Raw genomic sequence first — 19,358 nt, forward strand, 5'->3', positions numbered from 1 at the left:
GAGCCGGCTTTAATATTTCACATAAAATGGCTGAATTAGTTTACGAAATTCATCGGTATACTCACCCTTTTCATCTTTGAGTGCCAGCGATGTCACTTGTGTTTGTATCTCTTGCAGTTGAATACCCAATAGCATGCGATGGTAGACCGTTGTAGGTTTATCACTAACATTGACGCGAAAAGCGGTAAACCAACCTGAATTCTCAGCCATCTTCTGTATTTTTTCACCAACTTCATAGGGCAGCACTAAACAAAATAGTCCATGAGATGTAAGACAGGATTTTGCACTTTCGAGTAATACATCATGAGTTAATGTCGCGGTATATCTCGCTTGGTCTCGTTTTTCATCCCGACACGCAACCGCAGGTTCAAAGTAAGGTGGGTTACTAACAATCAAATCATATTGAACCGATGACAACTGGCTGTAACTCACAATGTCTTGATTGATGACATGTAAACGATCCGCCCATGGGGATTCAATAAAATTTTCCTGTGCTTGTACTACCGCATCGCTATCTAATTCGACCGCATCAACACGTAACTTTGTATTTCTTTGCGCTAACATCAAGGCTATTAACCCACTACCGCTACCAATGTCTAATACAGATTGAACACTGTCCACAGGAGCCCAAGCCCCCAATAGCACGCCATCCGTCCCCACTTTCATCGCACATCGGTCATGAGCCACAAAAAACTGTTTAAACGTAAAACCGCCTTTACGGTAATTCTTTTTTTGCTTACACATGCAAACACTCTAATTGGCTAATACTTGTTCGAACATTCTCATACTAAGCATATAAAAGTCATAATTTAACCTATTTGCTACAATATAATTCTCATAATATGAGAATTATATTTGAGACGAAAAAAATTTACTGATAAGTTCGAAAAAAAGGAGATGCCATGAACAGTATAAATAGAACCTTAGACATCTTGTCTTATATCACAACTTGCGCATCTCCAGTGACGCCACAGTCTATCTCATCAGCGTTAGAGATCCCATTATCAACCGTCTATCGTTTACTAACAATTCTCATAGATTGGGAATTTGTATCTCACGCAAAACAATATGGAACATACTGTGTTGGCTCGCAGAGTATCAAAAATCAAGAAAAATACTATCACCACAGTTTATTGATGAGCGCGTCTAAACAAGAACTGCAAACTTTAGCGAAAAAAACCCAAGAAACCGTGGCGATTATCACCTCAAATTTACGAGAGACCATTTGTGTCGATATGATTGAGAGTGAACAAGCGCTACGCTGTTCTTTTATTATTGGCCGGGGCAATACTTTAGTTAAAGGAGCAAGTGCGAAAACATTGTTAGCTTTTCGTCATGAACTCTATCAAAACCAAGTACTTGAAGCTCATACAAAGCAGTTAACCACTGAACAACAAAAAATAAAGCTACAACAAGATTTACAACAGATACGCAAACAAGGTTACGGCATGTCTGTGAGTGAAATCGATGAAGGCGTACTGGGTGTTTCTGCACCGATTTTCAAAGGTAATGATGTGTTAGCTGTCGTTTCAGTTATGGCACCTGAATTTCGCTCTACACATCGCGTGGATGAATTTATCACGCACACCTGCCAAACAGCGCATAACATCACTAAATTAATTAACTTGGAGTAACTATGACACAACCTTTCCAATGGCAAGGGCGCACAGATGGTGAAACACAAGAACATTTGCGCATCCACCAAGTCATTAATAAACACACACCTGCCAAGTTTGCATTAATTGGTTTTGCTTCTGATGAGGGCGTTCGACGCAATAAAGGCCGCCAAGGTGCAAAAGCAGGCCCTGATGCAATTCGTCATCAACTGGCAGGTTTGCCTATTCATCAACCACTTGCAATCAAAGATGTCGGTACAATTCGCTGTGATGATGGCAATTTAGAAGCAGCACAACGCCGTTTATCCGACCAACTTATCGCCCTCCTCGCTGATAACCAAAAACCGATTGTCCTTGGCGGCGGTCATGAAGTTGCATTTGCGAGCTTCCAGGGCCTGTTTGACTACGTTGAACAACATCAAGCGGGTAAAACGATTGGTATTATTAACTTTGATGCACATTTTGATTTGCGTGAAGCCCCTGTCGCCACTTCTGGCACTCCATTTTTACAATCAGCCATGTTGTGCCAGCAACACCAACGCTCTTTCAAATATTTATGTTTAGGCATCGCAGATCATGGCAATACAAAAGTATTATTCGATACCGCAGATACGCTAGGTTGCCAATATATCCGCGATAAAGAACTCGCTTATTCCAAGCTACCTCAAACGATTGAAAAAATTAAAAAATTTATTGACGAAGTAGACTATTTATATGTCACCGTTGATTTAGATGTCTTTTCTGCCGCTATTGCACCGGGCGTTAGTGCACCAGCACCAAAAGGCATTTCTACTGAAATTTTTGATGAATTGTTTGCCATTATCAAGAGCAGCCAAAAAATTGCGGTTTTTGATATCGCAGAATGTAATCCTGAATTTGATATTGACAACCATACTGCCAAACTCGCGGCTTATTTGATATACCAATATTTATTCTAATAAAACAACACAACAACTCGACTGATAAATACACTGTTTCTCACGCTGTTAAGATTATTAATTTTCAAACACCACAATAAAAATAGCTTTGAAGTTGATTATCAAACTAGCCGTAGCGCAATAACTTAATGGTTTTTAACTATTGAATTTCGCGTTACAGCTAGGCGGCAAGTGACGTTATCCCTAGGAGCATACAAAAGTATGTGACTAGGGTAACGGAGCGCGGCCAACAACGCTGTAGCGTGAAAGACAACAGTTAAAAAGGGAAAAATATGATTCTACACCTCGACACACTCTCCACCCTCTTCCTAACGGTGATCTGCCTACTCATGGGGATCCACTTAAAGAAACGTATCGAATGGCTACAGCGCTTTTGTATCCCTTCTCCCGTCATTGGCGGCTTTCTGGTTAGTTTGATTATTTGGGGGCTCAAATCATTTAATCTGGCCGAAATCAATTTTGATACCAGTTTACAAACCTTCTTAATGGTCGCTTTCTTTACCACTATTGGTATTGACGGCAGCTTCCGTATTTTAAAAAGTGGTGGTCGGTTACTCTTTATCTACCTGTTTATCTGCTGGTTTGTGGTTATTTTCCAAGACACCTTTGGTGCAGGCCTTGCTCATTTACTCGGTGTTGATCCCGTTATTGGTATCATGGCTGGTGGCGTTTCTCTTACTGGGGGACATGGTGGTGCAGCAGCCTTTGGTGGCATGGCTGAGGGCCTTGGCGTGCAATCCGCAACGGTTGCCGCAATTGCCGCAGCAACATTCGGCCTAATTACAGGAAGTTTACTTGGTGGTCCGATTGCAACGTTCTTAATTAAGAAATTTAACGTGCAGATTAAAGCTGATGAAAATGTTGAGCGAGTTCAAGTTCCTGAAACCATTGCTGGAAAAATTGAATCCATCGATGCTCACGCCTTTTTAAAAATGCTAGCACTTGTTCTTGGAATTATGGTTATTGGTCAATTCGCTTCAGCGCAATTTACCAAAGCAACCGGGTTTTCTTTGCCGAGCTATGTTGGAGCAATGATCATTGCGATTGTTATTCGCAATATTAATGACCAAGTAGAATTATTCCGTATTAACCAAAAGTCGGTTGACCTTATCTCTGAAGTTTCGCTTGGCCTATTTTTGACTATGGCGATGATGTCATTGAAAATATGGGAGCTAAAAGCTGTTGCTTTGCCATTATTCACCATTCTATTGGCGCAAGTGATTATTTTAATTCTATTAGTTGTCTTTGTCATTTTCCGCTTATTAGGCAAAAACTACGATGCCGCAGTAATGTGTGCAGGCCTAATGGGGCACGGCTTAGGTGCGACGCCAAATGCAATGGCGAATATGTCCTCTGTTTGTGAACGTTACAAACAAGTGTCAATGAAAGCTTTCATGATTGTGCCACTCAGTGGTGCCGTGCTCATTGACTTAGTTGGTATTCCTTATCATACATGGTTAATTAATATACTTAGCTAAGTTAGATAAGCATATAAAGGAGGAAAAGCTCTTTCCTCCTTCAATTATTTATCTTCTCTATATTTCACTCACATACATTGATATATCGCTCCCTGTCCACAGTGAAAACAGTTACACTTGAGCAAAGCTGATTTTTTCAGGTGAACAATTTTGCTAACCTGTTTATAATCAGCGCCCCAAATAGAGGTATATCATGACTGCATCCACTTTTACTGAACTTGAACTTGATGAAAGCCTAATTGATGCGCTTTCAGATAAAGGCTATCAACGTCCAACCGCGATTCAAGCGGCAGCTATTCCTGCTGCAATGGATGGCCGCGATGTATTAGGTTCAGCCCCGACAGGTACAGGTAAAACCGCCGCGTTTTTACTACCTGCGATCCAACATTTACTTGATTTCCCTAGAAAGAAATCAGGGCCACCTCGCGTTCTAGTTGTCACGCCAACTCGTGAATTAGCCATGCAGGTTGCTGACCAAGCAAAAGAATTATGTGCCCATAATCACCTCGATATTGCAACAATCACGGGTGGTGTTGCTTATATGAATCACGCTGAAGTTTTCAGCGAAAATCAAGACATTGTCGTCGCAACAACAGGCCGTCTACTCCAATATATTAAAGAAGAAAACTTTGACTGCCGTGCAGTTGAGATTTTAATTCTTGACGAAGCTGACCGCATGCTCGACATGGGTTTTGCCAATGACATAGAAACAATTGCAGGTGAAACACGTTGGCGCAAGCAGACCATGCTATTTTCTGCAACTCTTGAAGGCGAAGCTATTCGTGACTTTGCTGAGCGCTTATTAGAAGACCCAATTGAAATTGACGCCGACCCTTCACGCCGTGAACGTAAAAAAATTCAGCAATTTCATTACCGTGCTGACACACTAGAGCATAAAACGGCATTACTGTGCCATTTGTTAAAACAAGATGAAGTCACCAAAGCTATCGTCTTTGTGCGTAAGCGTGAGCGTTTGCGCGAATTAGTCCAATGGTTACGTGAAGCGGGTATCGAACCTTGTTATCTTGAAGGTGAAATGCCGCAGGCTAAGCGTAATGAAGCGGTACGTCGCCTAGTTGATGGCCAAGTTAAAGTACTTGTTGCAACAGATGTTGCTTCCCGTGGCTTAGATATCGAAAACGTTAGCCATGTTTTTAACTTTGACTTACCTAGAACTGCAGATGTGTATTTACACCGTATTGGCCGTACCGGCCGAGCTGGGCGTAAAGGAACCGCAATTTCCTTAGTCGAAGCGCATGACTTCCCATTATTAGGTAAAATTACTCGTTATATTGAAGAACCTATCAAAATTCGTGTGGTTGATTCTTTACGTCCAACAACTAAAGCCCCTTCAGAAGCGATGCTAAATAAGCCAAAACCGTCAAAGAAAGTGCTTGCTAAGCGTAAAGAAAAGAAAAAAGAAGAACAAGCTAAGAAAAAAGAAAAAGTACGCCATCGCGACAAGAAAAATATTGGTAAACGTCGTACTCCTGCTAGCCCTTCTATACCAACAGCTAGCGATAAAAGCTAGTCACTAAAAACGGGTTTAGGCCCGTTTTTTATTTAGCCCATCATTTGAAAAACTTTATCTCGCATTTGTTTGCCTTCATGAGTTAGCAAATCATACTTAATAATATGGCTACCAAGTATATCCTTACAATCTAAGCCTTTATTATTTTTAATTCGCCAATCGGCTCCATTTTCCAATAGTAATGTAGCAACATCAAGTGCATGGCTATTTAACGCATCATGTAAAGGTGTGTTCCCCAAACTATCCTTAATATTCACTGTTAATCCATTTTTTAATAAAAGTTGCGATTGTATAAGACGGCCATTTTGCGCAGCTAAATGCAAAATACTTTTTTGGCCTCTGGATTGAAACATTTTAATTGTTTGACCATATTGAGATTCCATTAGGGCTGCCATAAATTGCCCATTAACTGTTCTGACTGATTGTTGTGCCAATAAACTAATGTCACAAGGTTTGTGGTCTAATGATAAAAGTGCTGAAAACTCCGTTATATTTCCTTTTTTGATAGCACTTTCACAACATTCCTGCCAACTCATTTCCTGTTTTTCTTCTTTAGTTGGAAATATTTCTAGTGGTATTTCTTGTACCTTATTATATTCACCTGTGATTGCATTCCAATTATTCCATGGCTTATGTTTGCACATAACCCTAATAATTTTAAGCATTGAATGAGCAATAAAACTTCTTGTTAATAAACGGGTGGGTAACCAATTTTTCCAAGAGCTATGTTCGCTATAAGCCATTTTAATACAATTTCCCAACGCAGAAGGGATCGGTAAAGAGTTTTGTAATCCATCGAGCCAATCATATTGCACCGTGTAATAACGTATCAACCCTTCTTGTGCCATTTTTTCAGCAACGTGATAATCAATCCCAATATTATTAATAGTATTTTTTGCCAGCCCTGCAGGACTGAATGCGATACAGGGTGATTGACTCGCTAACGCCGCTATTGATGCCAATCCTCCACCTAATGAGTGCCCTGTACAAATTGTGTTTCCATTAACTGCATTGAATAAAACATTCATCAAACCAACAGCTTGAAAATATTGAGACTCATAAAAACCAAGGCCTTGACGAATATTACTGTAAAAATCGATAATATCGTTAGTACCAGCAAAACAAAGAATATATAAATCATTAAATCGACAGATATTAGCTTGAAAACCTGTTTGCTCGTCGTTTAATAGTTCCGCATTAATTCCGAGATCAAAAATCTCTTTATTACTTAATCTTTCAACACCTTGAATATTCCGCCAATTTTTATGATAAGCACCTTGTGCTAATAGAGCCAAAATATAGTCATTTTGTTGTGCATGACCTCCTAAGAAGTCTTCTCTTAATATCTCTTTAGGCCATAAATCTGTTATACAAGGTTTAATTTCTTGATGTTGGTGCTGCAAATAAATATTTAAGTTTTCTCTAACAAAAATATATTCATCTTTTTTTGATAATGTTTGTAGTGTTGATAGTGACATGAATTCTCCCTAACAAGTGTATTTGTTGGAAGAATATTGAAATACAAATAACCAAGGTGGGAAATAATCAACTTTATTAGGAACAAATAAAAAGCCATTGGTAACAATGGCTTTAGAATTTATTATGCATTACTAGATGTAATTACATTTAATATTTATTACAAGCTTTCAGTGAAAGTACGAGTAATAACATCACGTTGTTGTTCAGGCGTTAATGAATTAAAACGCACTGCATAACCAGAAACACGGATTGTTAATTGTGGATATTTTTCTGGGTTTTTAACTGCATCTTCTAATGTTTCACGACTTAATACGTTAACATTTAAGTGCTGACCACCTTCAACACGTACAGTTGGTTTCATTTCTAAAGGAACTTCACGATACTCAAAAGCACCTAATTCGTCTTTAGCAACGATTTGCCCTTCGTTATAATCGGCTTTTGCACAAACACAACGAGCTTCATTTTTTTCGTCATCCAGTAACCAAAACGAATTCATCAATGCTGCATTATCAGTTTTAGTAATTTGAATACCTGTAATCATGTCGACCTCCACGTTCGAGCTAGATTGCATTCGATTTGCTTAATAAATCGAAGCTACATTAACCATCAATCTTATGAAAACTTGTAATTGGATATTTGGTCTAACCAATGTATATAGGTATTTTATACCAGTTAGATCCCCTATTTTCTTTGATATTTATCAATTATTCCGCTTAGTAACTAATTCAACCAACCCAACATTATGATTTAAATCAAAATTCACAATTCATTTTTTTAACTATTTTTATATATTTTCAATTTTTTTTAAAGATTAATACTCAATATCAGGGCTTTATCTCTCCCTCATGAACCAGTAAGCTTATAGCTATCAACTGGTTCATATAATTGTTCCTTCTTAAATTCATTGTTATGGAATATTTCATGTCAAACTCCATTACGTGGCACGATGTTATTGGCCCTGAAAAATCAAAATCTTATTTCAAAGAAACGTTGGCTTATGTAGCAGAACAACGCAAAAATGGTAAAATTATCTATCCTGCTCAAGACGACGTTTTTAATGCATTTAGGTATACCGAGCTTTCTGATATTAAAGTTGTTATCCTTGGGCAAGACCCTTACCATGGGCCAGGGCAAGCTCACGGCCTCTCTTTTTCCGTACTCCCAGGAATTAAGCCACCACCATCATTAGTCAATATGTATAAAGAGCTAGAAAAAGATATTAGTGGCTTTCAAAGGCCTAATCATGGGTACTTGCTCAGTTGGGCTCAACAAGGTGTTTTACTCCTTAACACCGTCCTCACCGTCGAGCAAGGCAATGCCCATTCCCATGCGCATTTAGGTTGGGAAACATTTACAGATAAAGTTATTGAAGCAATTAATGAAAATACCGAGGGCGTGATCTTTTTACTCTGGGGCTCTCATGCCCAGAAAAAAGGTAAAATTATTGATACTAAACGCCATCATGTTCTGAAAGCCCCACATCCCTCCCCACTTTCTGCTCATCGCGGGTTTTTAGGTTGTGGGCATTTTTCACAAACAAATGAAATTTTAGCTCAGCAAGGCAAAAAACCTATAGATTGGACACCTGTAATTAGCGAATAATTTCAAATTGCGGACAAGAAAAAATGGGATACTCACGTATCCCATTTCATCGATTATTTAGACACAATAACCATTGCAGGTCTGAGTAAACGGTTATTTAACGTGTACCCTTTTTGCATCACATCAATCACATGATTAGCTTGGTGATCAGGTGACTCAATCATCGTCATCGCTTGGTGAACTTCAGGGTTGAATGGCACATTCACTTCACTGACAGGCTCAATACCGAACTTAGCCACTGCATCTAAAAAGGTTTTTAACGTTAAATTTAAACCTTCTAACATCGCTTTAGACTCTTCACTTTCGTGATCAGCAGCTTCTATTGCACGTTCCAAGTTATCAATCACTGGCAATAATTCATTTGAGAATTTTTCCAGTGCAAATTTATGTGCCTTTTCGATATCTTGCTCAGTCCTACGACGAATATTTTCAATTTCGGCGTGTGCACGTAACATCGCTTCACGTTCAGTTTTTTGTGAAGCTTCTAACTGTTGCTCAAGCTCAGCAATACGCGCGGCTAACGCTTGTTCGTCTGCTTGTAACTCATCAGCTTGTTGAACGCTGGCTTCTTGCTCAGCTTGAACTTTTTGTGATTCATTTTGTTCAAAAGCTTGCTCATCATGCATGTTTTGGTCTTTACTACTCATGAATATCTCCGCGTATTTAGCATTAATCCCATATATGAGAGTATTATGGGGATCTAATACAGGGATTCAAGGGAAGTCATACAATCAGAGGCCAAAAAAGTATGCGAAAGGACAATAATACAGCACTACCACATTTTAAAACGATAGGCATTGTCGGGCACCCTAGGCATCCTGAAGCATTGGCAACTCATGAATTAATATACCATTGGTTAATTTCAAAAAATTATCATGCCATTATCGATAAACAAGTTGCTAAAGATTTAAAATTAGCTAATGCCAACACTGGTACATTAACTGAAATAGGCCAACAGGCTGATTTAGTTGTCGTCGTTGGCGGGGATGGCAATATGCTTGGCGCTGCTCGTATTTTATCCCGCTATAATAATAAAGTGATCGGTGTAAATCGTGGTAATCTCGGTTTTCTTACTGATTTAGACCCTGATAATGCATTGCAACAACTTTCAAGTGTTCTTGAAGGAAAATACCGCGAAGAAAGACGTTTTTTACTAGAAGCACAAGTCATTAAAGCTAACCAAAAAGCACGTAAAAGCACCGCAATTAATGAGATTGTTCTGCACCCAGGCAAAGTTGCGCATATGATCGAATTCGAGGTTTACATTGATGAAAAATTTGCCTTTTCTCAGCGTTCTGATGGTTTGATTATCGCCACACCAACAGGTTCTACAGCTTATTCTCTTTCCGCAGGTGGCCCTATTTTAACCCCAAACTTGGATGCTATTGTATTAGTTCCAATGTTTCCACATACCTTATCCTCCAGACCACTGGTGATTAGCAGCGACAGCAGTATTCGGTTGAAGTTTTTACGAACAAATATTGATTATGAAGTCAGCTGTGACAGCCAAATTATGCTCCCTATTCAGGATGGAGAGGAAGTTATTGTTAAACGTAGTAATAAAAATCTTAATTTAGTTCATCCACAAGATTACAATTATTTCAATACGTTAAGTTCAAAATTAGGCTGGGCTAAAAAAACTTTTTAATTTTTTCATTCTGCCTCTTTACTGTATAAAAAAACAGTCATACACTGTATTAAAACACAGGTGTGTATTTTCACAGGAGAGCGCAGATGCTTACCCAACTAACAATCAATAATTTTGCAATCGTACGTGAATTAGAAATTGATTTCCGTAATGGTATGACAGCCATAACCGGTGAAACAGGTGCGGGTAAGTCCATTGCTATTGATGCTCTTGGCCTATGTTTAGGTAATCGGGGGGAAGCCAATATGGTACGCCCTGGTGCACTGCGTGCTGATCTTTGTGCCCGTTTTTCCTTAGTTGATGCTGAGATGGCTGCTAATTGGCTTATTGAGCACCAACTTGATAACCAAAATGAGTGCTTATTACGTCGGACTATCTCTCCTGACGGCCGTTCCCGAGGTTTTATTAACGGCGTTTCTGTACCTTTATCACAACTTAGAGAACTCGGTACATTACTGATCCAAATTCATGGCCAGCACGCGCACCAACTCTTGCTAGATAACACTCATCAAAAGTCCCTGCTTGATGCCTATTCAAACCAGCAAGAACTACTTGCTCAAATGAAAAAAGCATGGAAAACATGGCACGACTCCTGCCAACAATTAGCCGTATTTCAAAAAGAGATGCAAGAGCGTGAATCTCGACAACAGTTGCTGGAATATCATCTAAAAGAACTGAACGAATTCCTTCCTGTTCAAGGAGAATTTGAAGAGATAGACCAAGAATATAAACAACTCGCTAATCATGGGCAATTTTTATCTATTGGTCAAACAACCACGCATATACTATCTGAAAATGATGATGCGAACGTCATTAGTTTATTAAATATGGCAAAAAATGAATTGACTGATCTCGTTGCTCTCAATCCGAAATTTTCAGAACTTCTCGATATGCTTGAAGAAGCATCAATACAAGTCAGTGAAGTCAGTGATGAAATAAAACATTATTGCGATCAATACGAACTTGATCCCAACCGTTTATTTGAACTTGAGCAACGTATCTCTAAACAAATTAGCTTAGCTCGAAAACATCATGTTAGCCCCGAGGCACTACCTGAACTATTTCAACAGTTATTGACTGAGCAAGAACAAATTGCTAATCAAAACGAAGATTGTGAAACTTTAAACGAGCAAGTTACTATCGATCATCAAAAAGCATTAGCTTGTGCAGAGCGTTTACACCATGTGCGACTGCATTATGCCCAAGAGTTAAGCACACTAATTACCAACAGTATGCATCAACTTTCAATGCCTCATGGTCTGTTTACTATTGATGTGAAATTTATATCAGAACAATTGCAGATTGATGGTGCATGTAAGATAGAATTCAATGTTACAACGAACCCAGGTCAGCCACATCAGGCGCTCGCTAAAGTTGCTTCAGGTGGTGAACTATCGCGTATCGCACTAGCTATTCAAGTTATTACCGCTAAGAAAATGGATACTCCAGCGTTAATTTTTGATGAGGTCGATGTGGGTATTAGCGGACCAACAGCCGCTATTGTTGGTAAGTTATTACGTGAGTTAGGTGAATCAACTCAAGTCATGTGTGTAACGCATTTACCTCAAGTTGCAGGTTGTGGACATCATCATTTTTATGTAAGCAAAGAAACTAATGGCGTTGAAACTGAAACTCATATGCAGCTATTAGATAAAAAATCTAGATTACAAGAGCTTGCGCGCCTTTTAGCAGGTTTAGAAGTCACCAAAAATACACTAGCCAACGCAAAAGAGTTACTTGCAGCATAATTTTTGACAACTTTTTTACGCTCATGTGGTCTTAGAGTCGATAAGGAAGGTTTTAAATTGTATCAATGTCGATTATCATTGATGTTCTGACTCCAAAAGGAATGAGATATCCATGCGTTATAAATTGTTAACTGCTGCCGCACTATCACTCGCATTAATGTCTACGGGCTGTTCAATGATGGAACGTCTTGTCTATCATCCAGACATTAACCAAGGTAATTACCTCACAGCGAAAGATGTTGCTAAGATCCAAAAAGGAATGACACAGCAACAGGTCGCTTATACTTTGGGCACGCCAATGTTATCTGACCCGTTTGGTACTCAGACTTGGTATTATGTTTTCCGCCAAGAACTAGGGCATGACCCAGTTCAGCAAGAAACTTTGACTCTGATTTTTGATCGCAATGGTATTCTTACTGACATCAAAAACGAGAAAAATCTTGCCGCGCAGGAATCAATGGAAGCTGCTGAAACAAAAGCATCAGAAACTAAAACAGCTGACTAACCACAAACACTAAGAACCACCTAGTGTGATAATAACAACCTGTTTTCTGAAGGACTTATTCAGGCGGGTTGTTATTATGAGTATCTTTATTAAAAATTTATTTAGACTCAACTTGTATAAATAAATTTAAAGACAAAAACCGAGCTTTGCTCGGTTCGCTACGTATAATCGGTTTACTTATTTTTAACTTCTTTAGACTTTTCCGCTCGTTTGCGACGTAATTCTTTTGGGTCTGCAATCAAAGGTCGATAAATCTCAACACGATCCCCATCTTGCACTAAATCTGTCAATTTAGCAGGGCGACTATAAATACCAATCTTATTTTTTTTAAGATCAATATCATCTCTAAGAGCTAAAATACCAGAAGCTAGTATTGCTTCTTCTATTGTCGCCCCCTCTTTCACTTTTACTGATAGCAAAAATTGCTTTTCAGGAAGCGCATATGTCACTTCAATATTCAGCTCAGACACTGTATACATCCTTTGCTCTTAAAGTGAAGGCTTGAACCATATTATTAGCTAATTCCTTAAAAATTTTGCCAAATGCAAGTTCTATCAATTTATTTGTAAATTCAAAATCAAGGTGAAACTCGATTTTACAAGCATCAGGGCTTAAAGGAATAAATTTCCAACCACCAGCTAATTTACTAAATGGCCCTTCCACAAGTTGCATATGAATGCACTTGTTATCCTCTAGCACATTTTTTGTGACAAAAGTTTTGCTAATGCCTGCTTTTGACACTTCAACAGAAGCGGTCATTTCTTCAGAACTATGACTAATAATTCTGCTACTCACACACCCCGGCAAAAAGCTCGGATATGAAATAACGTCATTAACGAGTTTATACATTTGTTCTGCGCTAAAAGGGACCAACGCAGAGCGACTAATCTGTGGCATATCAATTCCTATCCCCAAAAACTGAGCGTATAATACCATCTTTGATTGGTTAAACAAAAAACAAAACCCACATAGGGCAAGATTTGCACAATCAAAAAAATATCAGCTTAGAAAGATTTCTTTCAACTCAGCTTACAGTATAATGATTGCACTATGACAAAGAAAAAACCATATAAACCCGGTTCAGCAACAATTGCTATGAACAAGCGTGCTCGCCACGAATATTCTATCGAAGAGGAGTTCGAGGCGGGTCTATCCCTACAAGGTTGGGAAGTCAAATCACTCCGTGCAGGCAAAGCCAACATTGGAGATAGCTACGTTCTTTTAAGGGACGGCGAAGCTTATTTATTCGGTGCAAACTTCACACCGCTGACTGTTGCATCATCGCACGTTGTGTGCGACCCAACTCGTAGCCGAAAATTACTTTTAAATCAACGTGAATTAGATACACTCTACGGTAAAGTTAACCGCGAAGGTTATACCGTTATTGCGCTTTCTCTCTACTGGAAAAATGCATGGTGTAAAGTTAAAATCGGCGTTGCCAGAGGTAAAAAATCTCACGATAAGCGTTCTGATATTAAAGAACGTGAATGGCAACTCGATAAAGCACGTATAATGAAACATTCTAACCGCTAACCTCTAGCTTTATAGAGTATTTTTCTGTTATACTACGCTCAACAACTTGGGGCTGATTCTGGATTCGACGGGATTTGCGAAACCCAAGGTGCATGCCGAGGGGCGGTTGGCCTCGTAAAAAGCCGCAAAAAAATAGTCGCAAACGACGAAAACTACGCTTTAGCAGCTTAATAACCTGCTTAGAGCCCTCTCTCCCTAGCCTCCGCTCTTAGGACGGGGATCAAGAGAGGTCAAACCCAAAAGAGATCGCGTGGATGCCTTGCCTGGGGTTGAAGCGTTAAACTTAATCAGGATAGTTTGTTGGTGGCGTGTCTGTCCGCAGCTGGCAAATGAATTCAAAGACTAGACTAAGCATGTAGTACCGAGGATGTAGAAATTTCGGACGCGGGTTCAACTCCCGCCAGCTCCACCAAATTATCTTCTAAGGACGTCCAAAGAAGACTGAAAAGCCCGCTAACTCAATGAGTTGCGGGCTTTTTTATGTCCTGCACAGTCTGATGTCACCTAATTAAATCCAATCATCTTAGGCACCTTGATAGGCACCTCGCAAACCTTTATAGTTTTTGAGGTGCCTAAAAACAATGGAACATCAAAAATGGCAAGACAAACCAAACCGTTATCAGCAAAAGAGATCGACGCAGCAAAACCAAAACAGAGTGATTATGTCCTCTATGATGGCGATGGATTAGAACTATTGGTTAAATCCAATGGTAGCAAGCTGTGGTCATTTCGCTACATTCGCCCTCTCACTAAAAAGCGAGCTAAAAAGAGCCTTGGGTCTTACCCTGCCGTCAGTCTTGCTGATGCACGTAGTTACCGCCTTGAAGCAAGAACACTACTCGCTAAGCAGATAGACCCACAAGATCACCATAAAGAGCAAGTCCGTAACACCTTAGAAGCTAAGGCAAATACCTTTCAACTTGTCGCTGAACGTTGGTGGGAAGTGAAGAAGTCCACTGTAACCGAAGATTATGGTAATGATATCTGGCGTTCACTCGAACGAGATGTGTTCCCTGCCATTGGTGACATCAGCGTTACTGATATCAAAGCACATATATTGGTACAAGCAATACAACCGGTTCAAGCTAGAGGTGCGCTAGAAACGGTTCGTCGCCTATGTCAGCGTATCAACGAAGTGATGATCTATGCTCAAAATACTGGCTTAATTGATGCTGTACCTAGTATCAATATTGGCAAAGCTTTTGAAAAGCCCAAGAAAAAGAATATGCCAAGTATTCCCCCTGATCAGCTACCAAAGCTCATGCAGACAATGCGAACAGCTAGTATTAGCCTATCAACTCGATGCTTGTTTATGTGGCAGCTGCTTACCATATCCCGCCCTACCGAAGCCGCTGAAGCCCGTTGGGACGAAATCAACTTTGAAACCAAGGAATGGAAGATACCGGCTGCTAGAATGAAGATGAACCGTGAGCACACTGTTCCGTTATCTGACGCGGCTTTAGCTATCTTAGAACTAATGAAACCACTCAGTAGTAATCGTGAGTTTATCTTTCCTAGCCGCATTAAACCTACCCAACCCATGAACAGCCAAACCGTCAATGCAGCATTGAAACGTGCTGGATTCGGCGGTGTACTTGTTTCACATGGTCTACGCTCAATTGCTAGTACCGCTCTCAATGAACAAGGCTTCCCACCTGATGTTATCGAAGCCGCCCTCGCCCACGTTGATAAAAATGAAGTTAGGCGCGCCTATAACCGCAGTGATTACCTAGAGCAAAGACGCCCTATGATGCAATGGTGGGCTGATTTTATTGAATCGGCTGATAGGGGAAGTATTATTGAAGGCGGGATAAGGGGAATATCGCTAGTTGGGTGATTTGTGTGTACCCGCTCTAATCTGAGCGGGTACTATAACAACACAGAGTTATATATCATCCAGATGTCGGCTCTGTGCCAAGAGCGGAAGTTGCTAAATCAGTCTATGTTAATCAACGGAGATTCGGACGGTATGATTTCTTGAAAACCGCATGCCTATCCACGTATCAGGTAGTTTAAGTCTCCCGAGATTGATAGTAATATATTAAAATTCGCACAGATAAGTTATTAATGCCTAACAAGCATAAAGGAGCCACCGTGGACACAGCAGAACACGACGTTAAATTTGCATGGGCTCGTTTTTATGAGGCTTTTGCCAGCGAGTTACTGACCTGGCGGAACCGGAGAGATGAATTAGTCAAAGGCATTCACCTGATTGCAGCAGATGTCGACGGGATGTCCCATCTGCAGGACAAACCCGCTAAGGGGGAAGCTTCTCCTTTAAAAGACATTTGTCCGTTTACTACCATGGGTTTGTTCAATCGCAGTCTGACCGACACCAATCGAAAAACTATTGCCGCTAGGCTGGCGAATTTGTTGGGCGTGAGCGAGCCGGTTCCTGACTCCTTTGCTGGTATCCCGCTGCTGAATAACCAAAAGTCCTGGTTCTTTGGTTATGAAAGGTCGCGTGATCCTGATGACATTGAACGCTTGTGGGAGATGTTCTCACAGGCAATGATGTTTGCAGATAACGAGAATACTAACTCCGCAGACTTCACTTCCGCATATGACATCGCTTCTGCAGTGAGGAATGTTGGCTGGAATCTGACCATGGGGCTGTACTGGGTCCGTCCTTGGTTTTACCCCACTTTAGATAGCCAGTCGCAGTATTACATCCAGAAAGTGTTAAATATTAAGATACTTAAAAACGGGGTAAAAGGTCGCTGCAGTGGGCAAAGCTACTTGAGCATTATGCAGGCGCTTAACAAGGCCTTTACCCAACCCAACTATCCAGTTCATTCCTTCCCGGAACTATCTCTGTCAGCGTGGCATACCGATCTTAGCCAGTTTAAAGATGAAGTGGAAAATCGAACGTGGAAAGCCTCTCTACTGAATAAAATTAAGGCGTTATGCCTGAAAAAAGAGAGCCCTTATTTCACTGCTTCGGAGTTGAAAGAACACTATCTGGACGTATTCAAGGCAGAACGTCCTGAAAGCAAAACGGTTACAAGCTCAATCTCCTTTTATCTGCAGAAATTACGCGATGATGATGAGTTAAAATTCGTTGAGCGCGGAAATTATGAATATCTAAATTTTGAAAAAAACGAATCCCAGACGATAACTGAGGATACAGTCGAAGAGAGTGCACCGCCACCAAAACTCACTCACGCGCCTTACGCCATCAGTCATCTGATTCAGGATGGCTGTTTCCTGGAAAAGGCGAAGATTCAACTCACACTTCAGCGGTTGATCGACAAGAAAAACCTGATCCTACAAGGGCCACCAGGAACCGGAAAAACCTGGCTGGCGCGTCGTCTGGCGTACTGCTTAATGGGAGAACAAGCACCTGAGCGTATTAGTGCAGTGCAATTTCACCCAACCCTCTCTTACGAAGACTTTATTCGTGGCTGGCGTCCAGGGAAAGAGGGGCGATTAACGCTAATCGATGGACCTTTTGTGAATGCAATCAAAACAGCAATCAATAATCCTGCCGCAAAATATGTGGTGATTATTGAAGAGATTAACCGTGGCAATCCGGCGCAAATATTCGGTGAAACACTCACGTTGATGGAAGCAGATAAACGCACACCGACTGAAGCGCTGTCGCTCTCCTATAGTGAAAGTTCTGATGAAAAAATCTACATCCCTGAGAATCTGTATATCATCGGCACGATGAATATTGCTGACCGCTCCCTGGCATTACTCGACCTGGCGCTGCGACGCCGTTTCGCATTTATCGATCTAAAGCCAGCGTTTAATGACGCGTGGAAAAACTGGGTAAATCATAAATTCGCAATTGATTTAGACCTGTTAGCCATCATCGAATCTCGACTGACGGCGCTAAACGAGATGCTGGCGAAAGATGTCACCTTAGGGCCGCAGTTTTGTATCGGTCACAGCTATTTCACTCCAGCCACCGGCCAGCAAATCAACGACGCTCAGGCCTGGTATGAACAGGTCGTCGTTACAGAGATCTGTCCTTTGCTCGCCGAATACTGGTTTGATGCCCCAAACAAAGTCGATGAAGCCAGAAAAGTGTTATTAACAGAATGACGATAATCACCAAGTGTGAGCAACATAAAGCGTCACGCATTCCCGTGCGAAATCTTTGGCTGCTGATGCTGTACGCTTCAGATCTGTTCCGTCAGTTGGGACGCAGTCATATTGCGGTTGAAGATAACCCGGCAGAAATACCCGACCTGGTGGCGACAATCTTGCTACATGAGATTACGCTGCGCCGTCGTCGCAATTTAAGCATGGGATACCAAACTCGTCATGCGGCCCTGAACCGGGTGAGAGGACGTATTGATGTACTGTATACGACCAGTCATCAGTTGCTGGAGCGGGGGCGGGTCGCCTGTCATTTTCAGGATATGACCCTCGACAACCCGCGAAACCGCTATGTTCGCTGCGCATTAGAGCATCTGATCCCGATCATAGTGAAGCCATCGTTAGCAGCAGATTGCCACGTTATGGCAATATCACTTCGGCGTGAGGGAATAAACGGAGGGTATCCTGACAACCACGAACTGCCCTCGGTGCGGCGTTTTGGACGCCATGATGCCGCTGATAAACCAATGGTCGATGCCGCACAATTAGCTTTTGAATTGCTGGTGCCGACCGAAGATCGAGGGCGACATCTTTTGCCCGCGCCCTCAGATAATCTTTACTGGATGAGAAGGCTATTTGAAAAAGGTATTGCGGGCTTTTATCGTGTACACCTCGCCAAAACAACCTGGCAGATCTCAACTGGGAAAGAGCTGAAATGGGCGTTGAGCGATCAGAGTGCTGGCAGCGCAGCGATTTTTCCGACGATGAAATCAGACATTATTCTTGAACACAAGATGGCCCAGCAGCGCATTATTATCGATACCAAGTTTAATGCGATCCTGACAAAGGGCTGGTATAGGGAAAAATCGCTACGTAATAACTATATTTATCAGTTATATACCTACCTTAGAACACAGGAGAGCAAGGCGGACCTACTTTCGCTTAATACCGCTGGCCTTCTGCTTCATCCGGCCGTTGGCTATATGCTCAATGAGTATGTTGTCATCCAGGGACATAAAATACATTTTGCTACAGTAGATATGGCGGTAGATGCCAAAACAATTAAAAGACAATTACTGAAATTAGCCTATGATTGTGCGGGAGTTGTGGCTGATGGTTTACCACTTCATAAAGCAGTGGATGCAATATAATCTACTATTGCAGCCACGTAGCTGTTATCCGTGCTTAATCATCACATGACGTACCACTGTGTAATCATCCAGCCCATATATT

18 protein-coding genes and 1 other RNA gene are annotated in these 19,358 nt (G+C 41.0%); 13 read left to right on the forward strand and 6 right to left on the reverse strand.

Annotation, left to right across the window (positions count from 1 at the left end; genetic code table 11):
• Positions 1–9: 9 nt before the first annotated feature.
• Positions 10–744: a tRNA(1)(Val) (adenine(37)-N(6))-methyltransferase TrmN gene (trmN, locus tag PSF31_RS04120; RefSeq protein ID WP_096863429.1), complete on the reverse strand. Its 735-nt coding sequence runs from the start codon at positions 742–744 to the stop codon at positions 10–12.
• A 158-nt stretch (positions 745–902) separates the two neighbouring features.
• On the opposite strand from trmN, the gene PSF31_RS04125 reads away from it, so the two are divergent.
• From PSF31_RS04125 to srmB, 4 genes are all read left to right on the forward strand, one after another.
• On the forward strand, positions 903–1,634 hold the full coding sequence (locus PSF31_RS04125) for an IclR family transcriptional regulator (RefSeq protein ID WP_004912819.1): 732 nt from the start codon (positions 903–905) through the stop codon (positions 1,632–1,634).
• Positions 1,635–1,636: 2 nt separating this feature from the next.
• A complete protein-coding gene (gene hutG, locus PSF31_RS04130; RefSeq protein ID WP_096863428.1) occupies positions 1,637–2,554 on the forward strand; it encodes a formimidoylglutamase in 918 nt (305 codons plus the stop codon).
• Between the two features lie 272 nt (positions 2,555–2,826).
• Positions 2,827–4,032 (forward strand): sodium/glutamate symporter, encoded by a 1,206-nt coding sequence (gene gltS / locus PSF31_RS04135; RefSeq protein ID WP_036959023.1) that lies wholly within the window; start codon positions 2,827–2,829, stop codon positions 4,030–4,032.
• A 193-nt stretch (positions 4,033–4,225) separates the two neighbouring features.
• The gene (gene srmB, locus PSF31_RS04140; RefSeq protein ID WP_004264992.1) at positions 4,226–5,563 is read left to right on the forward strand and encodes an ATP-dependent RNA helicase SrmB; all 1,338 of its coding nucleotides are present in this window, start codon (positions 4,226–4,228) and stop codon (positions 5,561–5,563) included.
• A gap of 32 nt (positions 5,564–5,595) precedes the next feature.
• Here srmB and PSF31_RS04145 read toward each other — a convergent pair whose 3' ends face one another.
• Complete coding sequence (locus tag PSF31_RS04145; protein ID WP_110591983.1) at positions 5,596–7,041, reverse strand: ankyrin repeat domain-containing protein; 1,446 nt, start codon at positions 7,039–7,041, stop codon at positions 5,596–5,598.
• A 158-nt stretch (positions 7,042–7,199) separates the two neighbouring features.
• On the reverse strand, positions 7,200–7,583 hold the full coding sequence (grcA, locus tag PSF31_RS04150) for an autonomous glycyl radical cofactor GrcA (RefSeq protein WP_036959024.1): 384 nt from the start codon (positions 7,581–7,583) through the stop codon (positions 7,200–7,202).
• 380 nt (positions 7,584–7,963) lie between these two features.
• Here grcA and ung point away from each other — a divergent pair, with 380 nt between their 5' ends.
• Positions 7,964–8,644 (forward strand): uracil-DNA glycosylase, encoded by a 681-nt coding sequence (gene ung, locus PSF31_RS04155; RefSeq protein ID WP_096863427.1) that lies wholly within the window; start codon positions 7,964–7,966, stop codon positions 8,642–8,644.
• A 53-nt stretch (positions 8,645–8,697) separates the two neighbouring features.
• Here ung and grpE read toward each other — a convergent pair whose 3' ends face one another.
• On the reverse strand, positions 8,698–9,291 hold the full coding sequence (grpE, locus tag PSF31_RS04160; protein WP_004264998.1) for a nucleotide exchange factor GrpE: 594 nt from the start codon (positions 9,289–9,291) through the stop codon (positions 8,698–8,700).
• A gap of 101 nt (positions 9,292–9,392) precedes the next feature.
• On the opposite strand from grpE, the gene nadK reads away from it, so the two are divergent.
• The 3 genes from nadK to bamE all read left to right on the forward strand — a co-directional run bounded on the left by nadK (position 9,393) and on the right by bamE (position 12,545).
• Positions 9,393–10,292 carry an NAD(+) kinase gene (nadK, locus tag PSF31_RS04165; RefSeq protein ID WP_110591985.1) on the forward strand — a complete coding sequence of 300 codons (900 nt, stop codon included), beginning with the start codon at positions 9,393–9,395 and terminating at the stop codon, positions 10,290–10,292.
• Positions 10,293–10,378: 86 nt separating this feature from the next.
• Complete coding sequence (recN, locus tag PSF31_RS04170; protein ID WP_096863426.1) at positions 10,379–12,040, forward strand: DNA repair protein RecN; 1,662 nt, start codon at positions 10,379–10,381, stop codon at positions 12,038–12,040.
• 112 nt (positions 12,041–12,152) lie between these two features.
• On the forward strand, positions 12,153–12,545 hold the full coding sequence (gene bamE, locus PSF31_RS04175) for an outer membrane protein assembly factor BamE (RefSeq protein WP_004265001.1): 393 nt from the start codon (positions 12,153–12,155) through the stop codon (positions 12,543–12,545).
• A gap of 173 nt (positions 12,546–12,718) precedes the next feature.
• On the opposite strand, the gene PSF31_RS04180 is transcribed toward bamE, so the two are convergent.
• Both PSF31_RS04180 and PSF31_RS04185 read right to left on the reverse strand, forming a co-directional pair.
• Positions 12,719–13,024, reverse strand: coding sequence for an RnfH family protein (locus tag PSF31_RS04180; RefSeq protein WP_004265002.1), 306 nt, complete (start codon positions 13,022–13,024; stop codon positions 12,719–12,721).
• The gene (locus PSF31_RS04185; RefSeq protein ID WP_269473159.1) at positions 13,008–13,442 is read right to left on the reverse strand and encodes a type II toxin-antitoxin system RatA family toxin; all 435 of its coding nucleotides are present in this window, start codon (positions 13,440–13,442) and stop codon (positions 13,008–13,010) included. The genes PSF31_RS04180 and PSF31_RS04185 overlap by 17 nt, the downstream gene beginning before the upstream one ends.
• A 153-nt stretch (positions 13,443–13,595) precedes the next feature.
• On the opposite strand from PSF31_RS04185, the gene smpB reads away from it, so the two are divergent.
• From smpB to mcrC, 5 genes are all read left to right on the forward strand, one after another.
• Entirely contained in the window at positions 13,596–14,078 is a 483-nt protein-coding gene (smpB, locus tag PSF31_RS04190) for an SsrA-binding protein SmpB (RefSeq protein ID WP_004265004.1), read from the forward strand.
• A gap of 48 nt (positions 14,079–14,126) precedes the next feature.
• Positions 14,127–14,490, forward strand: a transfer-messenger RNA (tmRNA) gene (gene ssrA / locus PSF31_RS04195).
• A gap of 183 nt (positions 14,491–14,673) precedes the next feature.
• Entirely contained in the window at positions 14,674–15,915 is a 1,242-nt protein-coding gene (locus PSF31_RS04200) for an integrase (protein ID WP_096863375.1), read from the forward strand.
• A gap of 257 nt (positions 15,916–16,172) precedes the next feature.
• A complete protein-coding gene (locus PSF31_RS04205) occupies positions 16,173–18,128 on the forward strand; it encodes an AAA family ATPase (RefSeq protein ID WP_096863374.1) in 1,956 nt (651 codons plus the stop codon).
• Positions 18,125–19,276 carry a 5-methylcytosine-specific restriction endonuclease system specificity protein McrC gene (gene mcrC / locus PSF31_RS04210; protein ID WP_096863373.1) on the forward strand — a complete coding sequence of 384 codons (1,152 nt, stop codon included), beginning with the start codon at positions 18,125–18,127 and terminating at the stop codon, positions 19,274–19,276. The genes PSF31_RS04205 and mcrC overlap by 4 nt, the downstream gene beginning before the upstream one ends.
• The last annotated feature ends 82 nt before the right edge of the window (positions 19,277–19,358 follow it).

The organism is Providencia sp. PROV156 (assembly GCF_028480905.1).
GTDB classification, from domain to species: Bacteria; Pseudomonadota; Gammaproteobacteria; order Enterobacterales; family Enterobacteriaceae; genus Providencia; species Providencia hangzhouensis.

Bases quoted from the DNA above. Each gene is read 5' to 3' on its own strand.
- PSF31_RS04180 (WP_004265002.1), bottom strand. From the start codon at position 13,024: ATGTATACAGTGTCTGAGCTGAATATTGAAGTGACATATGCGCTTCCT.
- grcA (WP_036959024.1), bottom strand. From the start codon at position 7,583: ATGATTACAGGTATTCAAATTACTAAAACTGATAATGCAGCATTGATG.
- mcrC (WP_096863373.1), top strand. From the start codon at position 18,125: ATGACGATAATCACCAAGTGTGAGCAACATAAAGCGTCACGCATTCCC.
- trmN (WP_096863429.1), bottom strand. From the start codon at position 744: ATGTGTAAGCAAAAAAAGAATTACCGTAAAGGCGGTTTTACGTTTAAA.
- PSF31_RS04200 (WP_096863375.1), top strand. From the start codon at position 14,674: ATGGCAAGACAAACCAAACCGTTATCAGCAAAAGAGATCGACGCAGCA.
- gltS (WP_036959023.1), top strand. From the start codon at position 2,827: ATGATTCTACACCTCGACACACTCTCCACCCTCTTCCTAACGGTGATC.
- PSF31_RS04185 (WP_269473159.1), bottom strand. From the start codon at position 13,442: ATGCCACAGATTAGTCGCTCTGCGTTGGTCCCTTTTAGCGCAGAACAA.
- hutG (WP_096863428.1), top strand. From the start codon at position 1,637: ATGACACAACCTTTCCAATGGCAAGGGCGCACAGATGGTGAAACACAA.
- nadK (WP_110591985.1), top strand. From the start codon at position 9,393: ATGCGAAAGGACAATAATACAGCACTACCACATTTTAAAACGATAGGC.
- PSF31_RS04145 (WP_110591983.1), bottom strand. From the start codon at position 7,041: ATGTCACTATCAACACTACAAACATTATCAAAAAAAGATGAATATATT.
- srmB (WP_004264992.1), top strand. From the start codon at position 4,226: ATGACTGCATCCACTTTTACTGAACTTGAACTTGATGAAAGCCTAATT.
- PSF31_RS04125 (WP_004912819.1), top strand. From the start codon at position 903: ATGAACAGTATAAATAGAACCTTAGACATCTTGTCTTATATCACAACT.
- ung (WP_096863427.1), top strand. From the start codon at position 7,964: ATGTCAAACTCCATTACGTGGCACGATGTTATTGGCCCTGAAAAATCA.
- smpB (WP_004265004.1), top strand. From the start codon at position 13,596: ATGACAAAGAAAAAACCATATAAACCCGGTTCAGCAACAATTGCTATG.
- bamE (WP_004265001.1), top strand. From the start codon at position 12,153: ATGCGTTATAAATTGTTAACTGCTGCCGCACTATCACTCGCATTAATG.
- grpE (WP_004264998.1), bottom strand. From the start codon at position 9,291: ATGAGTAGTAAAGACCAAAACATGCATGATGAGCAAGCTTTTGAACAA.
- recN (WP_096863426.1), top strand. From the start codon at position 10,379: ATGCTTACCCAACTAACAATCAATAATTTTGCAATCGTACGTGAATTA.